Genomic DNA, 20,281 nt, shown 5'->3' with positions numbered 1-20,281 from the left:
AGATAGGAGGAATAAGATAATGGCTAGAGCTGAAGTACTTAAAAGGTTAAGAGATGAAGTAGCAAAAGGAAATATTATCTTAGGGGCAGGTGCTGGAACAGGTATATCGGCAAAAAGCGGGGAAGCAGGTGGCGTAGATTTAATTATTATCTACAATTCTGGTAGATATAGAATGGCAGGACGTGGATCATTAGCAGGACTTCTTTCATATGGTGATGCAAATCAAATTGTAGTAGATATGGGAAATGAGGTTTTACCTGTAGTTAAGCACACTCCTGTACTTGCTGGAGTTTGCGGTACTGATCCATTCCGAATTATGGATGTTTTTTTGAAACAGTTAAAGGAGCAGGGTTTTGCAGGAGTACAAAATTTTCCAACTGTAGGATTAATAGATGGAGTATTTAGACAGAATCTAGAGGAAACCGGTATGGGTTATGATCTTGAAGTGGATATGATAAGAAAGGCTCACGAATTAGATATGCTTACTACTCCATATGTATTTGACACTGAACAGGCTAAGAAAATGGCAGAAGCTGGCGCAGATATTTTAGTTGCCCATATGGGACTTACTACAAAGGGAACTATTGGAGCAAAGACAGCTTTAACTTTAGATGATTCGGTAAAGAAGGTTCAAGAGATTTGCGATGCTGGTAAATCTATAAACCCTGATATTATGATACTTTGTCATGGTGGACCTATTGCTGAGCCAGAGGATGCAGCTTATGTGCTTCAAAGGACTAAAGGTGTAGACGGTTTCTTTGGTGCATCTAGTATTGAGCGTTTTGCTACTGAAGTAGGAATCAAGAAACAGGCAGAGATGTTTAAGGAAATTAAGAAATAGCGAAAAGAAAATGGAGTAGAAGGTAATTGTTAATTTTAATTGCGTTCTACTCCATTTTCTTTATTTTTTGGAAATAGCTTTATAATTGTATAAAGTGTTGTGATTAAATTTCCCACTTTAGTACTATATCATAGAAATAATATATTTGATATTATCTATATTAAACATAAGTACTAATTTACATTAGTGCATAAAAATAAAGGGAGGAATTGAAATGAAAAAATTAAAACCAATCCTATCAATAGTTGTTCTATCAGCCCTTATCGCTGCCACACCAGTGTTTGGACAAGCAAATAATGGGAAAAACAATTCTAATAATGGGAAGCAACCTGTAAAAGAAGAAAAAGTAAAAGAGGAAAAGGTAAAAGAAGAAAAGATAAAAGAGGAAAAAGAAAAAAATAATAATGGTAACAATGGGGATAATGACAAATCCAATCCAGGGAAAGGACAAGATAAGTCTTGGAAAGAGGCAAAGGATTTAGTAGAAGCAGAAAAAGATGCTTTAGAAGTTAAAAAGGATGAACTTGAAACTCAAAAAGATGAGCTTGAAAAACAACTTGAGGAAGCTGAAACCAATGGGAATAAAGAGCTTGCAGAGCAGCTTAAAACTCAAATTAGTGAAATAGAAAAACAAAGATTAGAGATTAAGTCAGAAATGAAAAACACTATAAATTTAATGAAAGAAGTAGTCAAAAATAGATATAGCATTGAAGAACTTGAGGAACTTAGAAAAATTAGTGATGAGCTAAAAGAACAAAATGGAGATATCATAGTTATACCAGTAGAAAATATCAGTACCAATAAAGATATTAAATTCGATACGCCACCAGTAGTAAAAGAAGGAAGAACTTTAATTCCTGTCAGAGCATTAACTCAGGGATTTGGAGCTGAAGTAGATTGGAACTCCGAAGAAAAGAAAGTAACTATTACAAAGGGAGATAAGGAGATAGTATTATATCTTGATAATAAAACTGCCACAGTAAATGGAGAGAAAGTTGAATTAGAAGTTCCTTCAACAGCGTATAATAATCGTACTTATGTACCTCTAAGATTTATTATAGAAAATCTAGGGCTAGAAATTGATTATGATGAAGATACAGGATTAATAGAAATAGACGATAAAGATGATAAAGATATTGATGATAAAGACAACGATGATGATGTTGATAAAGTAGAAGATGGTGATGATGGTAAAAATAATGTAGAAGATACTGAGAATGCAGAAGATATAAAAGAAGATGATTCCCAGGAATAAAGTTAATCAAGGACGGACAAGATAAAATCTTGTCCGTTTTTAAAGATAACTATATTATTTGATATATATGGAGAGATATGGACTGGTATCGCTAAAAAAGCAAAAATGATTAAAAACATTATTGGAGATGACTATTTAGAAAATTTTAAAAAGGTAATATAGTAGAAGTATATTTATTATATAGATTGACCATTTTTATGATGAGAGATTAAAGTAGAGGCTGCTTGAAAGTATTAAAGCTATAAGTAGAGAATTACTTTATAAAAACATATAAAATACAAAGTCAATATCAAAAGAATAATTAGAAAAGTTAATAGAAATGTGTTCAGACCTTAAAGTAATTTGTTGGATATTAAAAGATTTTAAAGAAGTTATCTTTAGTAAAGAAATTTAAACTTATAAGAATTGTTAATTAAAAATAAATATACGATTAGGTAAATAAAATTACGTTTAGAATAGAAATAGATAGAGATGTAGTAAAAAATCAAGTGGTTTACTGTTAATAGAACAATGATTTAGATAGAGAAATGATTAATAAATGAAGTTAGTCAATAGAATAGAGTATGGAGAATATAGTTCTAGATTATTTAAGAAAGAAAGTTAAGTTATTTAAATCCAACTAATTGTGGAAATAGTCATTTCCATATTGACATTTGCATTTGGTTATTATATAACTATTGTTAAAGTAAGAAAATTCAAATTAATTATAAAAAATATATAGTTTATATAAAGAATTAAATATTATAATATCAAATAAAAATAGTAATAGATAGAAAAATTACGGAACCAAATGATTTTTAGGAAGTAGATGTAAATTATGGCTATACTTATGGCAAAAACAGATTCTTCTATGGAGTTTATTTTATAGATGTATATGATATAAAAGAATACCATATGGGTTATTATGTATGTTAGGATATATAGTCATAATTCTCAAGAGAACATTGATGAATAGATGTCTCTAAGGATAAAGAAACAGATTTAATAGCAATGCTAGCCAATGATTCATAATTTATTAACCATAAGCTTGAAGACACATATAGGACTAAAAGTAGAATATTAAAGAATACAACTTAGAATCCTAAATAACAATACTCATATAGAATCTTTTGCTAGATTATTAGAAGATGAATGGTTTATTAGAATATGAATTTCGGACATGCATAGAAGTATAGAAAGCAATGTAATGGTATATAAAATTATGTAACAAAAGTAGATTAGTTCTTAGTATATATTTCTCCAATAGTATTTTATCAAAAATCCTTAAGATATAGATAAATTTAAATAAGATTTATTTTAAGTTTTTCTTAATATTTAGGAGATTTATATGATCCCTTAACACTGATATCATTATTACATATAAATATAGTAAAAAATTAATTTTGTAATTTTGGTATTTCTTCTATATTTCTTCCCTATTACTTATGGATATGCAATACCTAGAAAATAATTATGGAATATTCTTAGATGTAGAATATGTGGAGAGAGTTTTATGAAGAAATTTATATTTGTACTAAAACGTTTTTTTCTTATATTAAAGGAAGGTATTTTGTTAGATAAATCCTTGTTTTTTATTAAGGTTTTAAATATATTGCTTAATAATATAATGATATATATTGGTCTTATTCTTCCTAAAGTATTGATGGAAATGATTCGAAGAGAATCACTTACTAGTATATTGTATATATTAATAGCGTATTTTTGTATTAATTTAATTATTATATTTATAGATTATAAGCTGACCCCTATATCTACTATTAAGAACGAAGAAATGAACTCTAAAATTATTGATATGTTCCTTAATAAAAGTATAAATATGGAACTGAGATACTTTGATCAACCAGAAACTTATGACAAGTATTTACTTGTGTTTGATCAATGTTGTGCAATTGTTCAGAATACAATTAATAATTTTATTTACATTTTTTCATCTTTAATTCAAATATTTTTTATCACATCCATACTATCTTGGATGAATAAAAAAATGCTTTTTCTTTTATTTTTTATCTCAATTTTTCAAGTGATTCTAAATAATAAAACTAGTAAAAAGATATATGAATATCAAAAAAAGATGGTTCATCATAATCGTCAAATTAATTATCTTTATCGATTATTTCATATTCCTGAATTTATGAGGGATATTAGAGTTAATACATTGAAAGATTTTATATTTAAGAAAAAGTATAAGACAGTAGATAAAATACTAGATGATACTAAAATTAATTCAGTACAAGTAACAAAAATATCTACGATGCGAGCTATAATTAATCTAGCAGAAGACTTATTTATTATTGCTTATTTTGCATATAATGTGTTAGCTAAAATTATATGGTATGATGATTTCATTGTTGGAATAAACTCTTATAAACAGTTGAAAAATTCAATTACACAATTATTATCAGTATATACGGAGATATATAAAAATGATTTGTATATTAAGGATTATTTAAATTTCATGAATAACAATATAAATATCGTGAAATCAGGAGATATAGCTCTGGGAGTGGATGATATTGAATGTATAGAATTTAAGTCGGTTAGCTTTACATATATGAATTCAAAGAACAGTGCATTAAGAAATATAAATTTAACGATTAAAAAGAATCAAAAAATAGCAATTGTTGGTGAAAATGGTGCTGGCAAAACTACTATTATAAAACTACTACTTAGGCTCTATGATCCTGATGAAGGAAATATTTATATAAATAATATTGATATTCGAGACTATAGTATTAATTCATTACGTAATGCTATTACTGTATTATTTCAAGATTACTCTATTTATGCTTTTAGTATTAGGGATAATATTGCACTAAATAAAAACTTATCAGATTATGATATTAATGAGTATTTAGAAAAAGTTGGTCTATTAGATAAAATTAATAATCTTCCATTTAAATTAGACACTCCTATAACCAGCCAGTTAATGGAAAACGGAGTTGAATTTTCAGGAGGGGAAAGGCAACGACTGGCTATTGCTCGTAGCTATGCTAGAAAGTCTAATATATTAATTTTAGACGAGCCTACAAGTAATCTAGACCCTTATATTGAAAGTAAATTGTATGATGACTTGCTTAAAGATGAGAATGAAGCCACGATGATAATAATTTCGCATAGAATGACATTTACTTATAAGATGAGTCGAATTATATGTATGAGTAAGGGAGAAATAATTGCAGAAGGAACTCATGAGGATTTAATAAATAAGAATGAATACTATAGAAAGCTCTATAATCTAAACTTTTCTAAATATTCAAGTTGATATCAAGATATCTTGTTCCAAGAATTTTGGCTTCAATTATGGAGCTAATTCTAGTATAGTGATAATAATAAAATCAAGAAAATTCATAATTTGTTAAATTTCTATTTTATTAATAAGAGATTTTAATTGAAAGAAAAAGCTATATTTCAAAAAGTAATAGTGAAAGAGTTACTAGGTTCCATTTTAAATTCTTTGCTAAGTTCGAAGACTTAAGTTGAAATTATTCTTTGGCTTTAATAAGTTAAGTATCTTTCATTTTAAGAGATAATTAACTAGTTTAAGGAGAGCCCTAATAAAATAATCTAAATATATTATATGAGGTGAAAATATGAGATTATCAGATTATTCAACTATAATTAAAGAGGACATTTATTTGATACATAATACGCTTTATAATTCAGTAATTAAAATTTATGGAGATGAAGAGAAAGCTTTTCTTGATTCTATTTCAAAACGGAATTCTTTTGAATATAATCCTAATGTAGAGCTACAGAAAGCTCTTAAAGATATGAGGATGATTATAGAGGATGATATTATTGAGTCAAGAATTGTAAATTATAATTACATAAATGCAAAGAAGAATTATTTTCACGTAATTATGATGATAACTAGACAATGTAATTTCCGCTGTACTTACTGTTATGAGGATCATACTTCTCAGACTATGAGTCAAGATGTTTATAAAAGAACAATAAGCTTTATAAAACAAATGGTCTTAGAAAAAGGATATAATGAAGTTATAATATCTTTCTTTGGAGGAGAGCCTACATTAGAATCTAGGAGTGTATTAAAATTTTTAGACGAACTTAAAAATGAATTACCAGAAGATATTATTATAAAATCTAATATGACTACAAATGGTTATTTACTTAATTTTGAAATGTTTAAAAGTTTTATAGAAAGAGGAATAACAAATTACCAAATAACTGTTGATGGAACTAGAGAAAACCATAACAAAACACGCTTTTTAGAAGGAGGATTAGGAACGTGGGATAAAATAATAAATAATCTCAAGGTTATGAAAAATAGTGAACATTCTTTTATGGTCACCATCCGTACTAACTTTACGCCTAAATCTCTAGAAACGGCTGAAGAATTCTATAAATATATCTCTAAGGAATTTGGTAATGATTCGAGATTTTATATTCATTATGAAAATGTACGTAACTTGGGCGGTGATCGAGTTAATCAACTTGAATTAATTGACACACAAAATGATGTCGATAAATATTTGTTTGGAATATTGAATAAGTATAAATTAAAAAATAATTCTAACGTTGAAATATTTACAACACTATTTAGCATGTGTTGTTACGCTGCTTCATTTAATTCATTCTTTGTTGATTATGATGGAACATTAAGAAAATGTTCTGTAATTATCGACGAACCAAGTAATGAGGTAGGAAGATTAGAGGATAATGACTTTGAATTGGATGAGGTTAAAATATCTAATTGGACGTCCTATAATTTAGAAAGAGAATGTTTTAATTGCAATATTTTTCCAATATGTTATGGAAAGATGTGTCCAAATACATATCTTAACCCTACTCATTGTGAAGAAGTGAGACAGTCATATATACTTAACATAAAACAAAAATATTTATAATAATATTTATGAGATGTAAATACGAGTACTCTTTTATGTTGTTGAATAGTTAATTTACAGGATCTTAATTACAAAGATAAATGAAATATATTATATATTAGCACTTAATATGAATAATGTTTATAATGTATCAAGAAAATTGATAGCTTTATTAACAAAAGCTGTAGTTGAATAGACTAGGTAAAAAAGGAGATATGCACTAAAATATAGAGAGCCTAGAGATAAATAATATTTTGCTGAATTAGTAAATGTAAGAAGATATAAGGATTTAAAATAAAGTATAATAAATTAGTATATTAATTAAAAATTTTCTCTGAGCTTCGATCAATATAAATATTATAGAAAATAGTAATACAAATTCAGCTTCTTTTTATATTATTCTAAATAGAAATATTATTAGCTATTAGATAATATCTTTTTAAAATATAAAAAAGAAACATCTATTATCTAGGGTATTAATAAAAAACTTTAAAGACAATTTTGTTAGAGTAATTTGTAATAAATATAGACAGAAATGTTTCTGTGGATATTAATGATAAAGTAATAAATTGGATACTCTTAAACAAGATTTGAATAATTAGATTTTACTAATAAACGCTAACTTCTATCATATCATACTAAAAAGCATATATAGTGCCTTAGTATTTAATTTATATATAATCAATTTATTGAAAAGAGTATCTTGTTGTAGATAATAGCCAATTATCTAATATAAGAAAATCCCCAAAATATAATTATCTTAGGTAATATTATTTTGGCGGGAAATCATTTGAAATTAATTCATAGAATCGTGAATTAGGTAAGTATTTGAAGACGGTTTTGGTAATATTGACATCAGAATGATTTTAAAATTAAGAGCGAAACTTTGAAGCTAGCTCTTAAAATAAAGTAAAGTTGTTAAATTTTGAAGTACTTAACTTAAGAGGGAGGTGTTAGTATGGGATTTGAGATAGTAAGAGAACCTAATATTAATAACAAAGGAATGGTGCAGCCATCATCAGTGAATGGAGTATGCCCAAATGTATGGTGTCCAAATGGTATTTTATGTGGTTCCTTAAATGCTTTTTGTGATGGGGTAGATATTCTATGTAAGAGCACTCGATGTAATGACGTAAACTGTAATACGAATTTCAATTGTGAATTTCCTCTTAAATCAGGCTGTGATGTTCCTGTTGGCGTTATATGCAATACTTAATATTAGTTATAACATTGTAAACATAAGAATTTGGTGCTATAAGATATGGAATATAACTAAATTTATACTTAAGTGAAAAAATGCTCTTTTCTGTGAGAATTGAAATAAGATTGAAATCAGAAAGGAGCATTTTTATTTAGTGAGTAAGATATATTTTTCTTATTAGATAAAAATTAATTATTTCCTGTAGATAAACAGGGTCAAAATTAAATTATTTATAATAAGGGGTACTCTTAATAAGAGATTTAGTTTCAGATTACTTCGTATATTTTCTTGTGGATTCAATGGTATTGAATATAGAGGAAGGTGTAATATAAATATTTCATATTCATGTTATCTAATGAACTACTTAATCTACTATGATTTCAGTTTTATATTGCACATACAGTACTGTATCTAAAGTACTTTCAATAATATATTATAGATTAGCAACTTTTTTAAAAAATTCTTGAATTATTGGATTTCTTTTTGTAGGAATATACTGTCATATTTGTATAAGAAACCTATTTTTATCAGTATTTGATTAATCTATTTGGGGGAGTACTCTTTGCGAAATCTATTGGAAATATATTTAGAAATCATATTAATATCTTAAGTGGAATTCAAGAAATGAAAATCTTTAGGTAATTTATTGAGTACTTTACTTTCAAAACTTTCTAGCATTTTATCAGTAAATATGTTTATGGATTCACTTGGATTATTTACTAAAGCATCTAGCTTAGATTTGCTCTACTTTCGATTGATGATATTGGATTTTTTCTACTTGAGTGCTGTACTTAAGATTTTATGGTACAAAACCAATATTCAATATATTTAAAATATTGGATATATTGAGATCGTCTAAATATATGGTATTATATGATAAATAGACAATTTCAAATATAGAATAAGGATCAACAATAAAGATATATTAGTTAGTACAGAGGATACTTGGAAATTGAGAACAATATTAATTAATATGGAAAGTATTAGTATTTATTTTGAATAAATCTAAAATTGGATAACGAAAAGAATAAAAATAATTATTGGCTGTGATGTAAACTTTGCTGTATAAGCTCTATTATGTTAGCAGGTGTATTTGGATATATTATAGGAAATTATTTAGGAATATTCATGGGCAATTTATTACAATATTTATAAACTAGTGCACGGGACTTCCTGTGTACTATCTTAGGAGGAAGCTTATGTTATTTGACATACACGGAGACATATGGACTGATGTAACTGTAAAAAGACAAATGGGTTTAAAAAATATTATTAGAGATTATCATTTAGAAAGATTTAGAAAAGGGAACATGGCTGGAGGTATCTTTGTTATATGGATCGATCCTCCCCATGATGAAAGACCAGAGGAAAGACTTTTAGAAAGCATCAAAGCTATGAGTAGTGAGATATGGGAAAACCAAGATATATTGAAAGTCATATATTATAGTGACGATTTTTATCAAGCTGTTAATGAAAATAAACTTGCAATATTATTAGGATTAGAAGGTTTAAATGCTATTGGTGAGGATATAGAATTTATTTATACTCTATATCAATTAGGTTTTAGACATGCCAGTTTAACATGGAATGAACAAAATGCTTTAGCAACAGGTGCTAGAGGAGATATAGATAGAGGACTTACAATCTTGGGCAAAGATGCTATTAAGATAATGGAGTCATTAGGAATCATTTTAGATGTATCTCATGCTAATGATAAGACCTTTTGGGGTATTTACAATGTGACAACAAAGCCTTTTATTGCATCACATTCTAACTCAAGAGCATTGTGTAATGTTCCAAGAAATCTCACTGACGATCAGATAAAAGCTATTGGAGAAAAAGGCGGTATTGTAGGTATCAATGCCTTCAATGAGTTTGTACATCCAGATCGTGAGAAGAGAACAGTTGATTATTTAATAAATCATATAGAGCATATTGCAAATCTCATAGGAATTGATCACATTGCTTTGGGTTTTGATTTCTTTGAGTATATTGGAAATGATACTTCAGATACCTTTATTGAAGACCCTTATGTAGGTACTGTAGGCATAGAAGATATTTCTAAAGGTAATAATTTAGTACTCAAGCTTCAAGAAAGAGGTTTTTCAAAAGAAGATATAGAAAAGATAGGATATAAAAACTTCTTGAATTTAATGGATAAGGTATTATAACAGACAGGTTTTCCTGTCTGTTTTATTTTTTGCTTTACAAGAATCACCTATACATATATAAGAGTAATAATATGGAAAATATAATTTAATAAAACTTTTTCGGATATATAGTTGTCTAATAAGTAGATAATAAAAATGAGCTCATATTTTATTTGCAAGGAGGAGGTTTCACTGGAAAAATTAGTTCTTAAAGCAATAAAGGGAGATGATGAAAGCTTCGGTCTCCTTATAAATAGCAAAAAAGAAGATTTATATAGAATGGCATATAGTTATGTGCACAATGAACAGGATGCACTTGATATAGTAGGAGAGTCAGTATATAAAGCTTATATATCAATAGGTAAGTTAAAACAACCAGAATATTTTAATACATGGCTTACTCGTATAGTTATAAATTGTTCAATAAACTTTATAAAGAAATCTAAGAAAATTTTATATCTGGATAATGATACTATGGAAAATATTTATCATAATAAAAATGATGCTTTGGAAAATATAGACTTAAAAGAAGCTCTAGAAAAGTTGGACTATAACCATAAGGCTGTGATAGTACTAAGATATTCTCAAGACTTGAAACTGAAGGAGATAGCCGAAATTCTAGATATTCCTTTAAGCACAGTAAAAACTCGACTTTATAAGGCAATTGAACTTTTAAAGATAGAACTTGAGGAGGGTGAAAATTTTGAAGAATAACACAGATGATTTAAAAAAGGTTTATTCAGATATAAAAATACCTAATGCTTTAGATGATACAATCAGCAATTCAATATTAAGGGGGAAGAATTATATGAAAAAAAATAATAGAAATAAGAAAAGAATAATTAATAGTTTTATATCAGTAGCTGCAGCAGTTGGAATATTTACTTTAAGCGTAAATATTTCCCCATCCTTTGCAAATAGCCTTGAAGGGATTCCTGTTTTGGGAACATTAGTTAATATCCTTCAATTTAATAATGGAAGTTCTCAAGGTGGCGAGATAACTGATGGAATTGATGTTGATTTTATATCTCTAGACCAAGAAAAAGATTCTGATGTTATCATAATAAATTTTAGTGGATTTGGTGAAGAAAACCAAGAAATAGCCCCATCTTTCAATATAGACTATAAGGAATCGCCTTATACAATGACATTCTCTATATCTGGTGCAAGGGGCCTTTCTGCTAGTGAATATTTTGAAGAGCTAAAAAAGAGTAAATATATCCAAGATGTTTATGAATTGATGACTTTAGATGATTCCGCACAAAGATTTAACATAGTATTTAATCAACCAGTTGATTTCAAAGTAGAGGAATATAAAAATCCTGCTTATTTGAAAGTACAAATTTCAAGGGATACAGAAAAGGTTTCAGAACAAAAAACATATTCAATAAGAACTGGTTCCTATGAAAGAGGAGAGGAGTTTGCTATTATTGAAGAAATATTATTTGAAATAGAAGACCTTAGAGTATTGAAGGATAGCAATGGAACATATTTATATGAACTAGGTCAATACAGCTCAGATAAAGAAGCACAAGAAAAGTTAGAAGAGTACAAAGAGATTTTTAAAGACAGTTTAAGTTTATACGTTGAAGAAAGAACTATGGATGAAGTTCCACAAAGTATGAAATAGAAAAATAATAGTTACATTAAAAAAGAAGCTTAAAATAGTTGTCTCAGATAATGAGGCAACTATTTTTTGTATATAAGGTGTAATACTGTTAATTCTACTTTTTTAATTATTGTACTAATTAATAATATATGTTATCTTTTAATCATTAGGTTGACGAGGAGATGTTAGTGTGAATGGTATTGTAGATTTAAACTCTGATATTGGTGAAAGTTTTGGTTCTTACAATTTAGGTATGGATGAAGAGGTAATTAAATATGTGACTTCTGTTAATATTGCCTGCGGATGGCATGCAGGTGATCCATTGATTATGGAACATACTGTAAGGGGGGCCATAAATAATAATGTAGCCATAGGAGCACATCCGGGTTATCCTGATTTAATGGGCTTTGGCAGGAGAAATATGGATATTAGCCCAAAGGAAGCTAGAGCTTATGTGATTTATCAGTTAGGGGCATTAAGTGCTTTTGCTAGGGCAAATGGAGGTAAGATTCAACATATGAAGCTTCATGGGGCATTTTATAATACAGCATCCGTCAAGGGAGAAATAGCGGAGGCAATAATAGAGGGTATTCTAGATGTGGACAAGGATATTATACTTCTTGCTCTAAGTGGTAGTTATATAGCTAAACTTGCTGAAGAAAAGGGCCTAAGGGTTGCTCAAGAAGTGTTTGCCGATAGGGGTTATAATGATGATGGTACCTTAGTTAATAGAAAATTACCTGGTGCTTTTATCCATGATAAGGAAGAGGCTTTTAGAAGAATAAAAGATATGGTTTTAGAAGGAAAGGTGACTACAATAAGCGGCAAGAAAATATCTATAGTTGCAGATTCCATATGTGTTCATGGTGATAATCCAATGGCTGTTGACTTTGTGAAATATATTAGAGAGAGTTTAATTAAAGATGGAATTCAAATTAAAAGTCTAAGTGAATTTATATAAAAGTTGGTGGAGCTTATGTATGAAAAGGTAAGGTATATTATTGCAGGAGATAGGGCTATAATAGTCGAATTTGGGAACAGTATCAGCCCAGAGATTAATGCTAAGGTTCGTAGTATGGTTAAGGCTATTGATGAGTCAAATATAATAGGAATTATTGATATAGTTCCTACCTATAGATCAATACAGATAATATATGATCCTATGGTGATAGATTATAAGGATTTGATCGATAGCTTAAAGGAAATAGAAAAGTCTTTAAATAATATTGATTCGGAAGAAGTTAGAATTATTGAAATTCCTACTGCTTATGGTGGAGAATATGGTCCAGATATTGAATTCGTAGCAAATCATAATAATCTTACTGTAGAGGAAGTTATTAAAATACACAGTTCTACAGATTATCTTGTATATATGTTGGGATTTACCCCTGGATTTGGATATCTAGGGGGGATGGATGAAAGAATAGAGACTCCAAGGCTTCAGGTCCCAAGGACTAAAATACCCGCTGGTTCCACTGGCATAGCAGGCAAACAAACGGGAATTTATCCTATAGATAGTCCTGGAGGATGGCAGCTCATAGGACGTACCCCTATAAAACTCTATGATCCACTAGAAAGTCCTCCTGTATTATTAAATGCGGGAGATTATTTAAGATTTGTCCCTATCGGAGAAAAAGAATATTTAAGAATACAAGATTTGATTAACAAAAATCAGTATAAGGTGAATATTATCGTTAAAGAAGGTAGTAATCATGGAAAAAATTAAGATTATAAAACCAGGGATTTTCACTACAATTCAGGATAAAGGAAGATGGGGATACGAAAGATTTGGCATACCTGTAGCTGGAGTTATGGATGATTTTGCTGCTAGAGCTGCTAATATCTTGGTGGGAAATCATCAGTATTCGGAAACTCTAGAAACTACTTTCTCAGGACCGGAGATTATTTTTTATTGTGATGAAATAATTAGTATTACTGGTGCAGATATGAATCCAAAGATTAATGGAGAAAGTGTACCTATGTGGACTAGTCTTTTAATTAAGGCTGGAGATATTCTTAGTTTTTCTGGATTAGTCAGTGGTGTAAGAACTTATATTGCTTTTAGTAGAGGAATTAATGTTCCAGATATAATGGGGAGTAAATCTACTTTTACTAGAGGTGGATTGGGAGGATATAAAGGAAGAAAGCTAGTTACTGGAGATGAGATAAAACTAGGCTCTAGAGATTTACATAATTCAGGAAGTTATCTACCTCAAAAATTTCTTCCTATATATAAAAAAGAAGAAACCATTAGAGTGATTATGGGGCCACAGGATAATTATTTCACTGATGATGCTATAGGAACTTTCCTTAATTCAAAATATACTATTACTTCTGAAGCTGATAGGATGGGTTATAGATTAGATGGACCTAAGATCATTCATAAAAAGGATGCGGATATTATTTCTGATGGCATAGTCTTCGGCTCTATTCAGGTCCCAGGTCATGGATCTCCAATAATTATGATGGCTGATAGGGCTACTACTGGAGGATATACTAAGATAGCAACAGTAATAACTCCAGACCTATCAAAACTGGGTCAGATGGGAACAGGGAATTTAATTAGATTTAAAAAAGTATCTCTTGAAGAAGCTCATCAGATCTATAAAGAATATGAAAATACATTTAATAAAATCAAAGATATAATAGATAGTAATAGATTTGAATTTAATAAGATAAGAAAATTTAACCTAAAAATAGATAGAAAAAGTTATAATATTAGTATTAGGGAGATAAAATGAAAGGCGGGAGATATTTTGAAAGTGCTAGTTACAGGATTTGAACCATTTGGAGGAGAAACAATAAATCCAGCTCTTGAAGGAGTTAAGATGCTAAAAGATAAGATATTAGGTGCTGAAATAGTTAAATTAGAACTACCTACTGTATTTATGAAATCTAAAGAAATACTAGAAATGGCGTTGGAAGAAGAGAAACCAGATATAGTTATTTGCGTTGGTCAAGCAGGTGGAAGAGATAAGATAAGTGTTGAGAGGGTAGCTATAAATATTGATGATGCTGGTATACCAGATAATGAAGGAAATCAGCCTATAGATAAACCTATATTTGAAGGTAGTGATGCAGCTTATTTTTCAACATTACCAATAAAGGAAATAGTGAATAAACTAAAAGAAAATAAAATCCCAGCAGAAATATCTAATTCAGCAGGTACTTATGTATGTAATCATATTATGTATAGCTTACTCTATAATATAGACAAGAAATACAAAAATATAAAAGGTGGATTTATTCATATACCATATATACCAGAACAGGTTATAGATAAGAGGATGGCACCTAGTATGTCATTGGATTATATTGTAAAGGCACTTACTATTGCAATTGAAGTTAGTATTGGAAATTAAAGAAAAAACAGGAGAGGCCCCCTTAGAGAATAGGAGTTTCTCCTGTTTTTTCATTGATAAAAATTATTTGAGAATTTATTAAATATCTACAATATATTTTAATAGTTGACAAACATTGCAGTGCTGGTGTACTATGAGGATAGCACACTAATACATAAAAAATAAAAATATATAAAGAATTAGGAAGTTTTAATCTATAATTAACGTTATATTAATATAGGCGTGATATTGTAAAATTAAATGATGATTTAAAAATATCTCGAAAAGTGACTTAAAACATCTAAATAGGGGGATTAATTATGGATAAGGTTTTAATATTTACTGCTGCTACAGGCGGCGGTCATAATGAAGCTGCATCATCTTTAGAGGGGGAATTTACAAAGAGAGGTTATAAAGTAAAAAAAGTAGATATATTAAAGGAGATAAATAAAGTATCAGAGACTATTTTTATGGATTTTTATAAAATTCTTATTAATAAATTTCCTAATTTTTACGGTAGTATTTATGAGATTAGTAATAATGAAATTATCAATAAGTTTGTCACAAAATCTTTTACTAAAATAGCGGCACAAAAAATCTACCATACTATTTTGCAAGAAGATCCAGATTTAATTATAGGAACTCATGCTTTTGTAGTAAGTGTTATAGGACATTTGAAAGACAATAAAATGATTAATATTCCTTTTATTTCTGTAGTTACAGATTATGAAGCACACTATATTTATATAAATTCAAATGTAGATGCCTACATTACTGGAAGTGCCTATACAAATAAAACTTTAGAAAGACGGGGGATGTCGAGAGATAAAATTTATTCTTATGGCATACCTATTAAAAGGGAATTCTTTAAAGATTCTAGGTATGAGAAAATTAAAAAAGAAAGTTTTCAAGTTTTATTAATGGCAGGCAGTTTGGGACTAAAAAATATGAAAACAGTATTACAAAATATCGTATCTTTAGAAAGAAATTTTCATATTGTAGTGGTTTGTGGAAATAATAATCAATTAAGAAACTCAATAGAAAATCATTATCTTGATTTAATTAATGCTGGAAGGATTGAGTTATATGGATTTACAAATGAAATTCCTTACTTAATGGAAACTTCTGATGTTATTATAACTAAACCTGGAGGGTTAACAATATCTGAAGCTATAGCAAAAAGGCTTCCCATAATATCACCATATTATATACCAGGGCAGGAAAAAGAAAATTTAAACTTCTTAGTAAAAGAAGGCTTGGCAATCTATGTAGAGGAAAATAATATAAAGGCAACTATAGAGACCGTTATGGATAATCCTGAGATTTTAAAGGCGATGAGAAAAAGAATGGAAAAATTATCTCAACAATTTTCCCTAGATAAGGTTTTTAAACTGGGAGAAAAACTAATACAAGACTACAACTATAGATTAGGTACTGTCTATGGCGGGTAATATAGATATATTAATCTTGACGTCAAAATTTGGACTAGGTCACATAAGTGTAGCCAAAGGAATTAAAGAACATATATTAGATATGGATTCTTCCATAAACATAGAAATTGTAGATGTTTTTCAAATTTTGATGCCTAAGCTATCTAAGAATATGTATAAATTCTATATAGATTTAGTAAAGAAAAGTCCTGAGATATATAATCGTTTTTACTATAAAAAAAGTCAAAATGAACATTTATATACAGATAAATTTTTTTATAAGTATAATTTAAATAGATTAAAAAAATATTTATTAGATGTTAAGCCTAAAATGATAATTTCAACTTTTCCTACGGCTTCACACTATATTTCAAATTTAAAAGAAAAAGGTTTTTTTTCTATGCCATTAATTACATGTATTACAGATGTAGTTCATGGATGGGAATGGATTGCACCTAACTGTTCTAAATATTTTGTAGCTACAGAATATGTAAAAAATAAGATGATAGAAAAAGGTATTGAGAAACAAAAGATAATTGTAACGGGTATACCCCTTAGAAAAGAGTTTTTAATAAAGGAAAAAGGTATATCATCATTAAACCTGCCTAAGGATCATTTAATTATTATGGTCATGGGTGGAGGGGTGGGGCTATTACCAGAAGATCAAGAATTTTATCGTAGATTCAATGAACTTGGTAAAGTAACCACTATAGTATTAACGGGAAAAAATAGAGAATTATTGGCAAAACTAGTAGAAATGGACATGGAAAGAGTTATACCTATTGGCTATACTGATGAAGTAGCTTCTTTAATGGCTCAATCAGATATATTAGTAACTAAACCTGGTGGAATCACTGTGTTTGAGGCTATTGCTTCAGAACTTCCACTAGTTGTTTACAATCCTAAGTTAGGGCAGGAGCTAGAGAATGCTAAATTTATAGCCCAAAACTCTATTGGTATTATTGCTTTAGATATGGATAGCTTATATTCTATTATAAAAGATTTAGCCGATAATACAGGAGAAATTGGTATATATAAGAAAAATATGGCGGCTTTAAAACAAAAGATTAATATGAGAGTTTTAGGAGAAGAGGCTATAAAATTACTTCATAAATAGCTGTATCCTTAAAGTAAAGAAGGTGATTCAAATAAATCTTTTCATTGCAGTAAAAGCTTTAGGGCTTGGATTCACTGTCTATAATATTTTACCTAATATATATTTTAGAAACAAATGCAGATATATAATTAAAAAAATTGATAATGAGGATAGTATTTTTTTAACCTTTGATGATGGTCCAGATCCTAGATATACATTAAGGATACTAAAAATTTTGGAAAGATACGAAATAAAAGCAACATTTTTTGTAGTGGCTAATAAGGCAAAAAAACATCCAGATATAATTAATAAGATGATTGAAGATGGACATGGATTAGGTCTGCATTCTTATAGTCATAGGAGCTTTTGGCTATCTCTTTTCTGGAAAACTAAAAGGGATTTTGAAAAATCCATGGAAATTTTTAATGATCTTAATTATTCATTAGAGTACTTTAGACCACCTTGGGGTACGTTCAATCTATTTACTTCATATTTTTCAAGAAAGAATAAACTAGAGACAATACTATGGAGTCTAAATGCCCAAGATTGGAGTAAGAAAACTACTGTGGAACATATAATTAATAAAATTGTCGATAATACAAAGTCAGGAGATATAATAGTATTACATGATAGCAATGGGGCAGAGAATGCACCTGAAAATACTATTAAGGCTTTAGAAATAATTATTCCCAAATTAATAGAAAAAGGATTTAAATTTAAAACAATAGATGAGAGTAAGAGGGGTAATAAGTATGAGAAAATTGTTTCTAAAGATAGTTGAATTAATAGATAAGAAAATAGTAAGACATAGTAATTGGCTATATATTCCACATGCTAAAGAACAAGTACTATATGTTGCTCCTCATATCTATAGAGGTAAGGAAAAAGGTCTTCCTGATGGAACTATTATTAAAAGAGGAGATTTTCTAGCTGAAATTCATATAGATAATCAAAAAATAAGGAATATGGATCTAAGTTTTAAAGATATAGTTACAATCTTTAAAGATGAGCTAGACTCTTTGGCCTATGCTGTCGGAAAAGATAGTAAATTCATAGATATAAAGGCTTTTCATGGAAAAACTTTACTTTATCCTTTATTGAAAAGGGAAGGATTTATGATTATAGATATAAATTCTATATTGAATTCATTTTTTGTAGAATTATGGGAACGGATATTAGAGACAGTATATAGCAGAAAATATAGCAACAAGAGGAGGAAGAAAAGAAAAATGAAGGAATTCTGGATAACAAATGATCAATTAGTAGATAGAATGAGAAGCAGGACTAATTTATGAAAAAAGCAATAAATTATGTAATTTTAATATTACTTATAGGAACTACATTATGGATATTAATTGATAGCAATGATTTATCAGATTTACCATCCATAATTAAAAATACAAATAAAATATTTCTAATTATATCTTTTTTATCATTATTATTATTTTGGATTTGTGATGGCTATATAATTTATAAAATGAAAAAAATATTAAGTGTAGATACTAATTTTATATCTTCAATGAAACTTAGTATGATTGGACAATATTATAGTTCTATTACACCCTTTGCTACTGGAGGACAGCCTGCACAGATATATTCTCTAGTGAATGATGGAATCCCCCTAGGGGTAGCCACTTCTTTACTGATAAATAAATTTTTAATTTACCAATTGGTAGTTACATTTTACGCTATAATCATGTTTGTTTTTAAATTTAAATTTTTATATGATAAATCAAGAGTCGCATTGTCATTTATAATATTAGGATGCTTTATAAACTTTCTTGGAATTGTAATAGTAATAGGACTTTTTTTAAATGAAAAACTTATTAAAAATCTTTTAATTAAATTGTTTGAACTAGGGCATAAATTAAAATTAGTAAGTGATATAGATAAGGCAATTGAAAAGTTGAATAATAGCTTAGCAGATTATATGGACAGTATAAAAATTATTAAACAAAATAAAATAAGTACTATGTATTTAATCTTAATTACTACTTTACAATTAACATTTTATTTTTCCATTACCTATTTTGTATATTTAGCAATAGGTCTGAAAAGGATTTCTTATTTGGATATTATTGCTATTCAATCACTTCATTATATGGCAATTTCCTTTATGCCAACTCCAGGTACAGCAGGTGCCTCAGAAGGTGGATTCTATATCCTGTTTAAGACATTATTTCCTAATAAAATTTTATCCTATGCAACTCTATTATGGCGTATAATAGATTATTATCTTAGACTTTTAATAAGCGGAGTAGTGACATTAATAGATTACATTTACCAAAAAAGGAAAAAACTGAAGCCAAGCAATTAATTGAGAGATTTTTCTGAGTATCCATTCACTTTATCTATTTGTGAAGTGCATGAGAATATAGATAAATAAGGTGTCCCTTTATATATAGAAAGAGGGGCACCTTATTTATTTGAATAGTGGGACAAATATTGGACATCGCTATATGACTATGTCCCGCTATTGACGATAGTATTTTATAATGATATAATTATAAT

At 28.5% G+C, this 20,281-nt stretch carries 17 protein-coding genes; all 17 read left to right on the top strand.

What is annotated here, in order from left to right:
- Positions 1 to 19 precede the first annotated feature (19 nt).
- The 17 genes from KQI38_RS13615 (at position 20) to KQI38_RS13530 (ending at position 20,087) form a co-directional block, all read left to right on the top strand.
- A complete protein-coding gene (locus tag KQI38_RS13615) occupies positions 20 to 841 on the top strand; it encodes a phosphoenolpyruvate hydrolase family protein (protein WP_216560299.1) in 822 nt (273 codons plus the stop codon).
- Positions 842 to 1,055: 214 nt separating this feature from the next.
- The gene (locus KQI38_RS13610; RefSeq protein ID WP_216560296.1) at positions 1,056 to 2,096 is read left to right on the top strand and encodes a copper amine oxidase N-terminal domain-containing protein; all 1,041 of its coding nucleotides are present in this window, start codon (positions 1,056 to 1,058) and stop codon (positions 2,094 to 2,096) included.
- Positions 2,097 to 3,588: 1,492 nt separating this feature from the next.
- Complete coding sequence (locus tag KQI38_RS13605) at positions 3,589 to 5,358, top strand: ABC transporter ATP-binding protein (protein WP_216560293.1); 1,770 nt, start codon at positions 3,589 to 3,591, stop codon at positions 5,356 to 5,358.
- A 328-nt stretch (positions 5,359 to 5,686) separates the two neighbouring features.
- Complete coding sequence (locus KQI38_RS13600; protein ID WP_216560290.1) at positions 5,687 to 6,964, top strand: radical SAM/SPASM domain-containing protein; 1,278 nt, start codon at positions 5,687 to 5,689, stop codon at positions 6,962 to 6,964.
- A 937-nt stretch (positions 6,965 to 7,901) separates the two neighbouring features.
- Positions 7,902 to 8,159, top strand: coding sequence for a hypothetical protein (locus KQI38_RS13595; protein WP_216560288.1), 258 nt, complete (start codon positions 7,902 to 7,904; stop codon positions 8,157 to 8,159).
- A 1,184-nt stretch (positions 8,160 to 9,343) separates the two neighbouring features.
- Entirely contained in the window at positions 9,344 to 10,315 is a 972-nt protein-coding gene (locus KQI38_RS13585; RefSeq protein WP_216560286.1) for a dipeptidase, read from the top strand.
- A 135-nt stretch (positions 10,316 to 10,450) separates the two neighbouring features.
- A complete protein-coding gene (locus KQI38_RS13580) occupies positions 10,451 to 11,008 on the top strand; it encodes a sigma-70 family RNA polymerase sigma factor (RefSeq protein WP_216560283.1) in 558 nt (185 codons plus the stop codon).
- On the top strand, positions 10,998 to 11,924 hold the full coding sequence (locus tag KQI38_RS13575) for a DUF4179 domain-containing protein (protein ID WP_216560280.1): 927 nt from the start codon (positions 10,998 to 11,000) through the stop codon (positions 11,922 to 11,924). The genes KQI38_RS13580 and KQI38_RS13575 overlap by 11 nt, the downstream gene beginning before the upstream one ends.
- A gap of 169 nt (positions 11,925 to 12,093) precedes the next feature.
- Positions 12,094 to 12,864 (top strand): LamB/YcsF family protein, encoded by a 771-nt coding sequence (locus tag KQI38_RS13570; RefSeq protein WP_216560277.1) that lies wholly within the window; start codon positions 12,094 to 12,096, stop codon positions 12,862 to 12,864.
- 15 nt (positions 12,865 to 12,879) lie between these two features.
- Positions 12,880 to 13,629 (top strand): 5-oxoprolinase subunit PxpB, encoded by a 750-nt coding sequence (gene pxpB / locus KQI38_RS13565; RefSeq protein ID WP_216560274.1) that lies wholly within the window; start codon positions 12,880 to 12,882, stop codon positions 13,627 to 13,629.
- Complete coding sequence (locus KQI38_RS13560; RefSeq protein WP_216560271.1) at positions 13,616 to 14,644, top strand: 5-oxoprolinase subunit C family protein; 1,029 nt, start codon at positions 13,616 to 13,618, stop codon at positions 14,642 to 14,644. The genes pxpB and KQI38_RS13560 overlap by 14 nt, the downstream gene beginning before the upstream one ends.
- A gap of 15 nt (positions 14,645 to 14,659) precedes the next feature.
- Entirely contained in the window at positions 14,660 to 15,265 is a 606-nt protein-coding gene (pcp, locus tag KQI38_RS13555; RefSeq protein ID WP_216560268.1) for a pyroglutamyl-peptidase I, read from the top strand.
- Between the two features lie 299 nt (positions 15,266 to 15,564).
- A complete protein-coding gene (locus KQI38_RS13550) occupies positions 15,565 to 16,695 on the top strand; it encodes an MGDG synthase family glycosyltransferase (protein ID WP_216560265.1) in 1,131 nt (376 codons plus the stop codon).
- Positions 16,685 to 17,791 (top strand): MGDG synthase family glycosyltransferase, encoded by a 1,107-nt coding sequence (locus KQI38_RS13545; RefSeq protein WP_216560262.1) that lies wholly within the window; start codon positions 16,685 to 16,687, stop codon positions 17,789 to 17,791. Before KQI38_RS13550 ends, KQI38_RS13545 begins: the two co-directional genes overlap by 11 nt.
- A gap of 22 nt (positions 17,792 to 17,813) precedes the next feature.
- Positions 17,814 to 18,551 carry a polysaccharide deacetylase family protein gene (locus tag KQI38_RS13540; RefSeq protein ID WP_216560259.1) on the top strand — a complete coding sequence of 246 codons (738 nt, stop codon included), beginning with the start codon at positions 17,814 to 17,816 and terminating at the stop codon, positions 18,549 to 18,551.
- Positions 18,523 to 19,065: a YkoP family protein gene (locus KQI38_RS13535; RefSeq protein ID WP_216560256.1), complete on the top strand. Its 543-nt coding sequence runs from the start codon at positions 18,523 to 18,525 to the stop codon at positions 19,063 to 19,065. Before KQI38_RS13540 ends, KQI38_RS13535 begins: the two co-directional genes overlap by 29 nt.
- On the top strand, positions 19,062 to 20,087 hold the full coding sequence (locus tag KQI38_RS13530) for a lysylphosphatidylglycerol synthase transmembrane domain-containing protein (protein WP_216560253.1): 1,026 nt from the start codon (positions 19,062 to 19,064) through the stop codon (positions 20,085 to 20,087). Before KQI38_RS13535 ends, KQI38_RS13530 begins: the two co-directional genes overlap by 4 nt.
- The last annotated feature ends 194 nt before the right edge of the window (positions 20,088 to 20,281 follow it).

It is taken from the genome of Tissierella carlieri, from assembly GCF_018917285.1.
GTDB classification, from domain to species: domain Bacteria; phylum Bacillota; class Clostridia; order Tissierellales; family Tissierellaceae; genus Tissierella; species Tissierella carlieri.
The sequence above is the reverse complement of the archived record's forward strand: the minus strand, read 5'-3'. Positions and strand labels throughout refer to the sequence as shown.

Coding starts and splice junctions, on each gene's coding strand:
- KQI38_RS13615 (WP_216560299.1), top strand. CDS start 20: ATGGCTAGAGCTGAAGTACTTAAAAGGTTAAGAGATGAAGTAGCAAAA.
- KQI38_RS13610 (WP_216560296.1), top strand. CDS start 1,056: ATGAAAAAATTAAAACCAATCCTATCAATAGTTGTTCTATCAGCCCTT.
- KQI38_RS13605 (WP_216560293.1), top strand. CDS start 3,589: ATGAAGAAATTTATATTTGTACTAAAACGTTTTTTTCTTATATTAAAG.
- KQI38_RS13600 (WP_216560290.1), top strand. CDS start 5,687: ATGAGATTATCAGATTATTCAACTATAATTAAAGAGGACATTTATTTG.
- KQI38_RS13595 (WP_216560288.1), top strand. CDS start 7,902: ATGGGATTTGAGATAGTAAGAGAACCTAATATTAATAACAAAGGAATG.
- KQI38_RS13585 (WP_216560286.1), top strand. CDS start 9,344: ATGTTATTTGACATACACGGAGACATATGGACTGATGTAACTGTAAAA.
- KQI38_RS13580 (WP_216560283.1), top strand. CDS start 10,451: ATGAGCTCATATTTTATTTGCAAGGAGGAGGTTTCACTGGAAAAATTA.
- pxpB (WP_216560274.1), top strand. CDS start 12,880: ATGTATGAAAAGGTAAGGTATATTATTGCAGGAGATAGGGCTATAATA.
- KQI38_RS13560 (WP_216560271.1), top strand. CDS start 13,616: ATGGAAAAAATTAAGATTATAAAACCAGGGATTTTCACTACAATTCAG.
- KQI38_RS13550 (WP_216560265.1), top strand. CDS start 15,565: ATGGATAAGGTTTTAATATTTACTGCTGCTACAGGCGGCGGTCATAAT.
- KQI38_RS13545 (WP_216560262.1), top strand. CDS start 16,685: ATGGCGGGTAATATAGATATATTAATCTTGACGTCAAAATTTGGACTA.
- KQI38_RS13535 (WP_216560256.1), top strand. CDS start 18,523: ATGAGAAAATTGTTTCTAAAGATAGTTGAATTAATAGATAAGAAAATA.
- KQI38_RS13530 (WP_216560253.1), top strand. CDS start 19,062: ATGAAAAAAGCAATAAATTATGTAATTTTAATATTACTTATAGGAACT.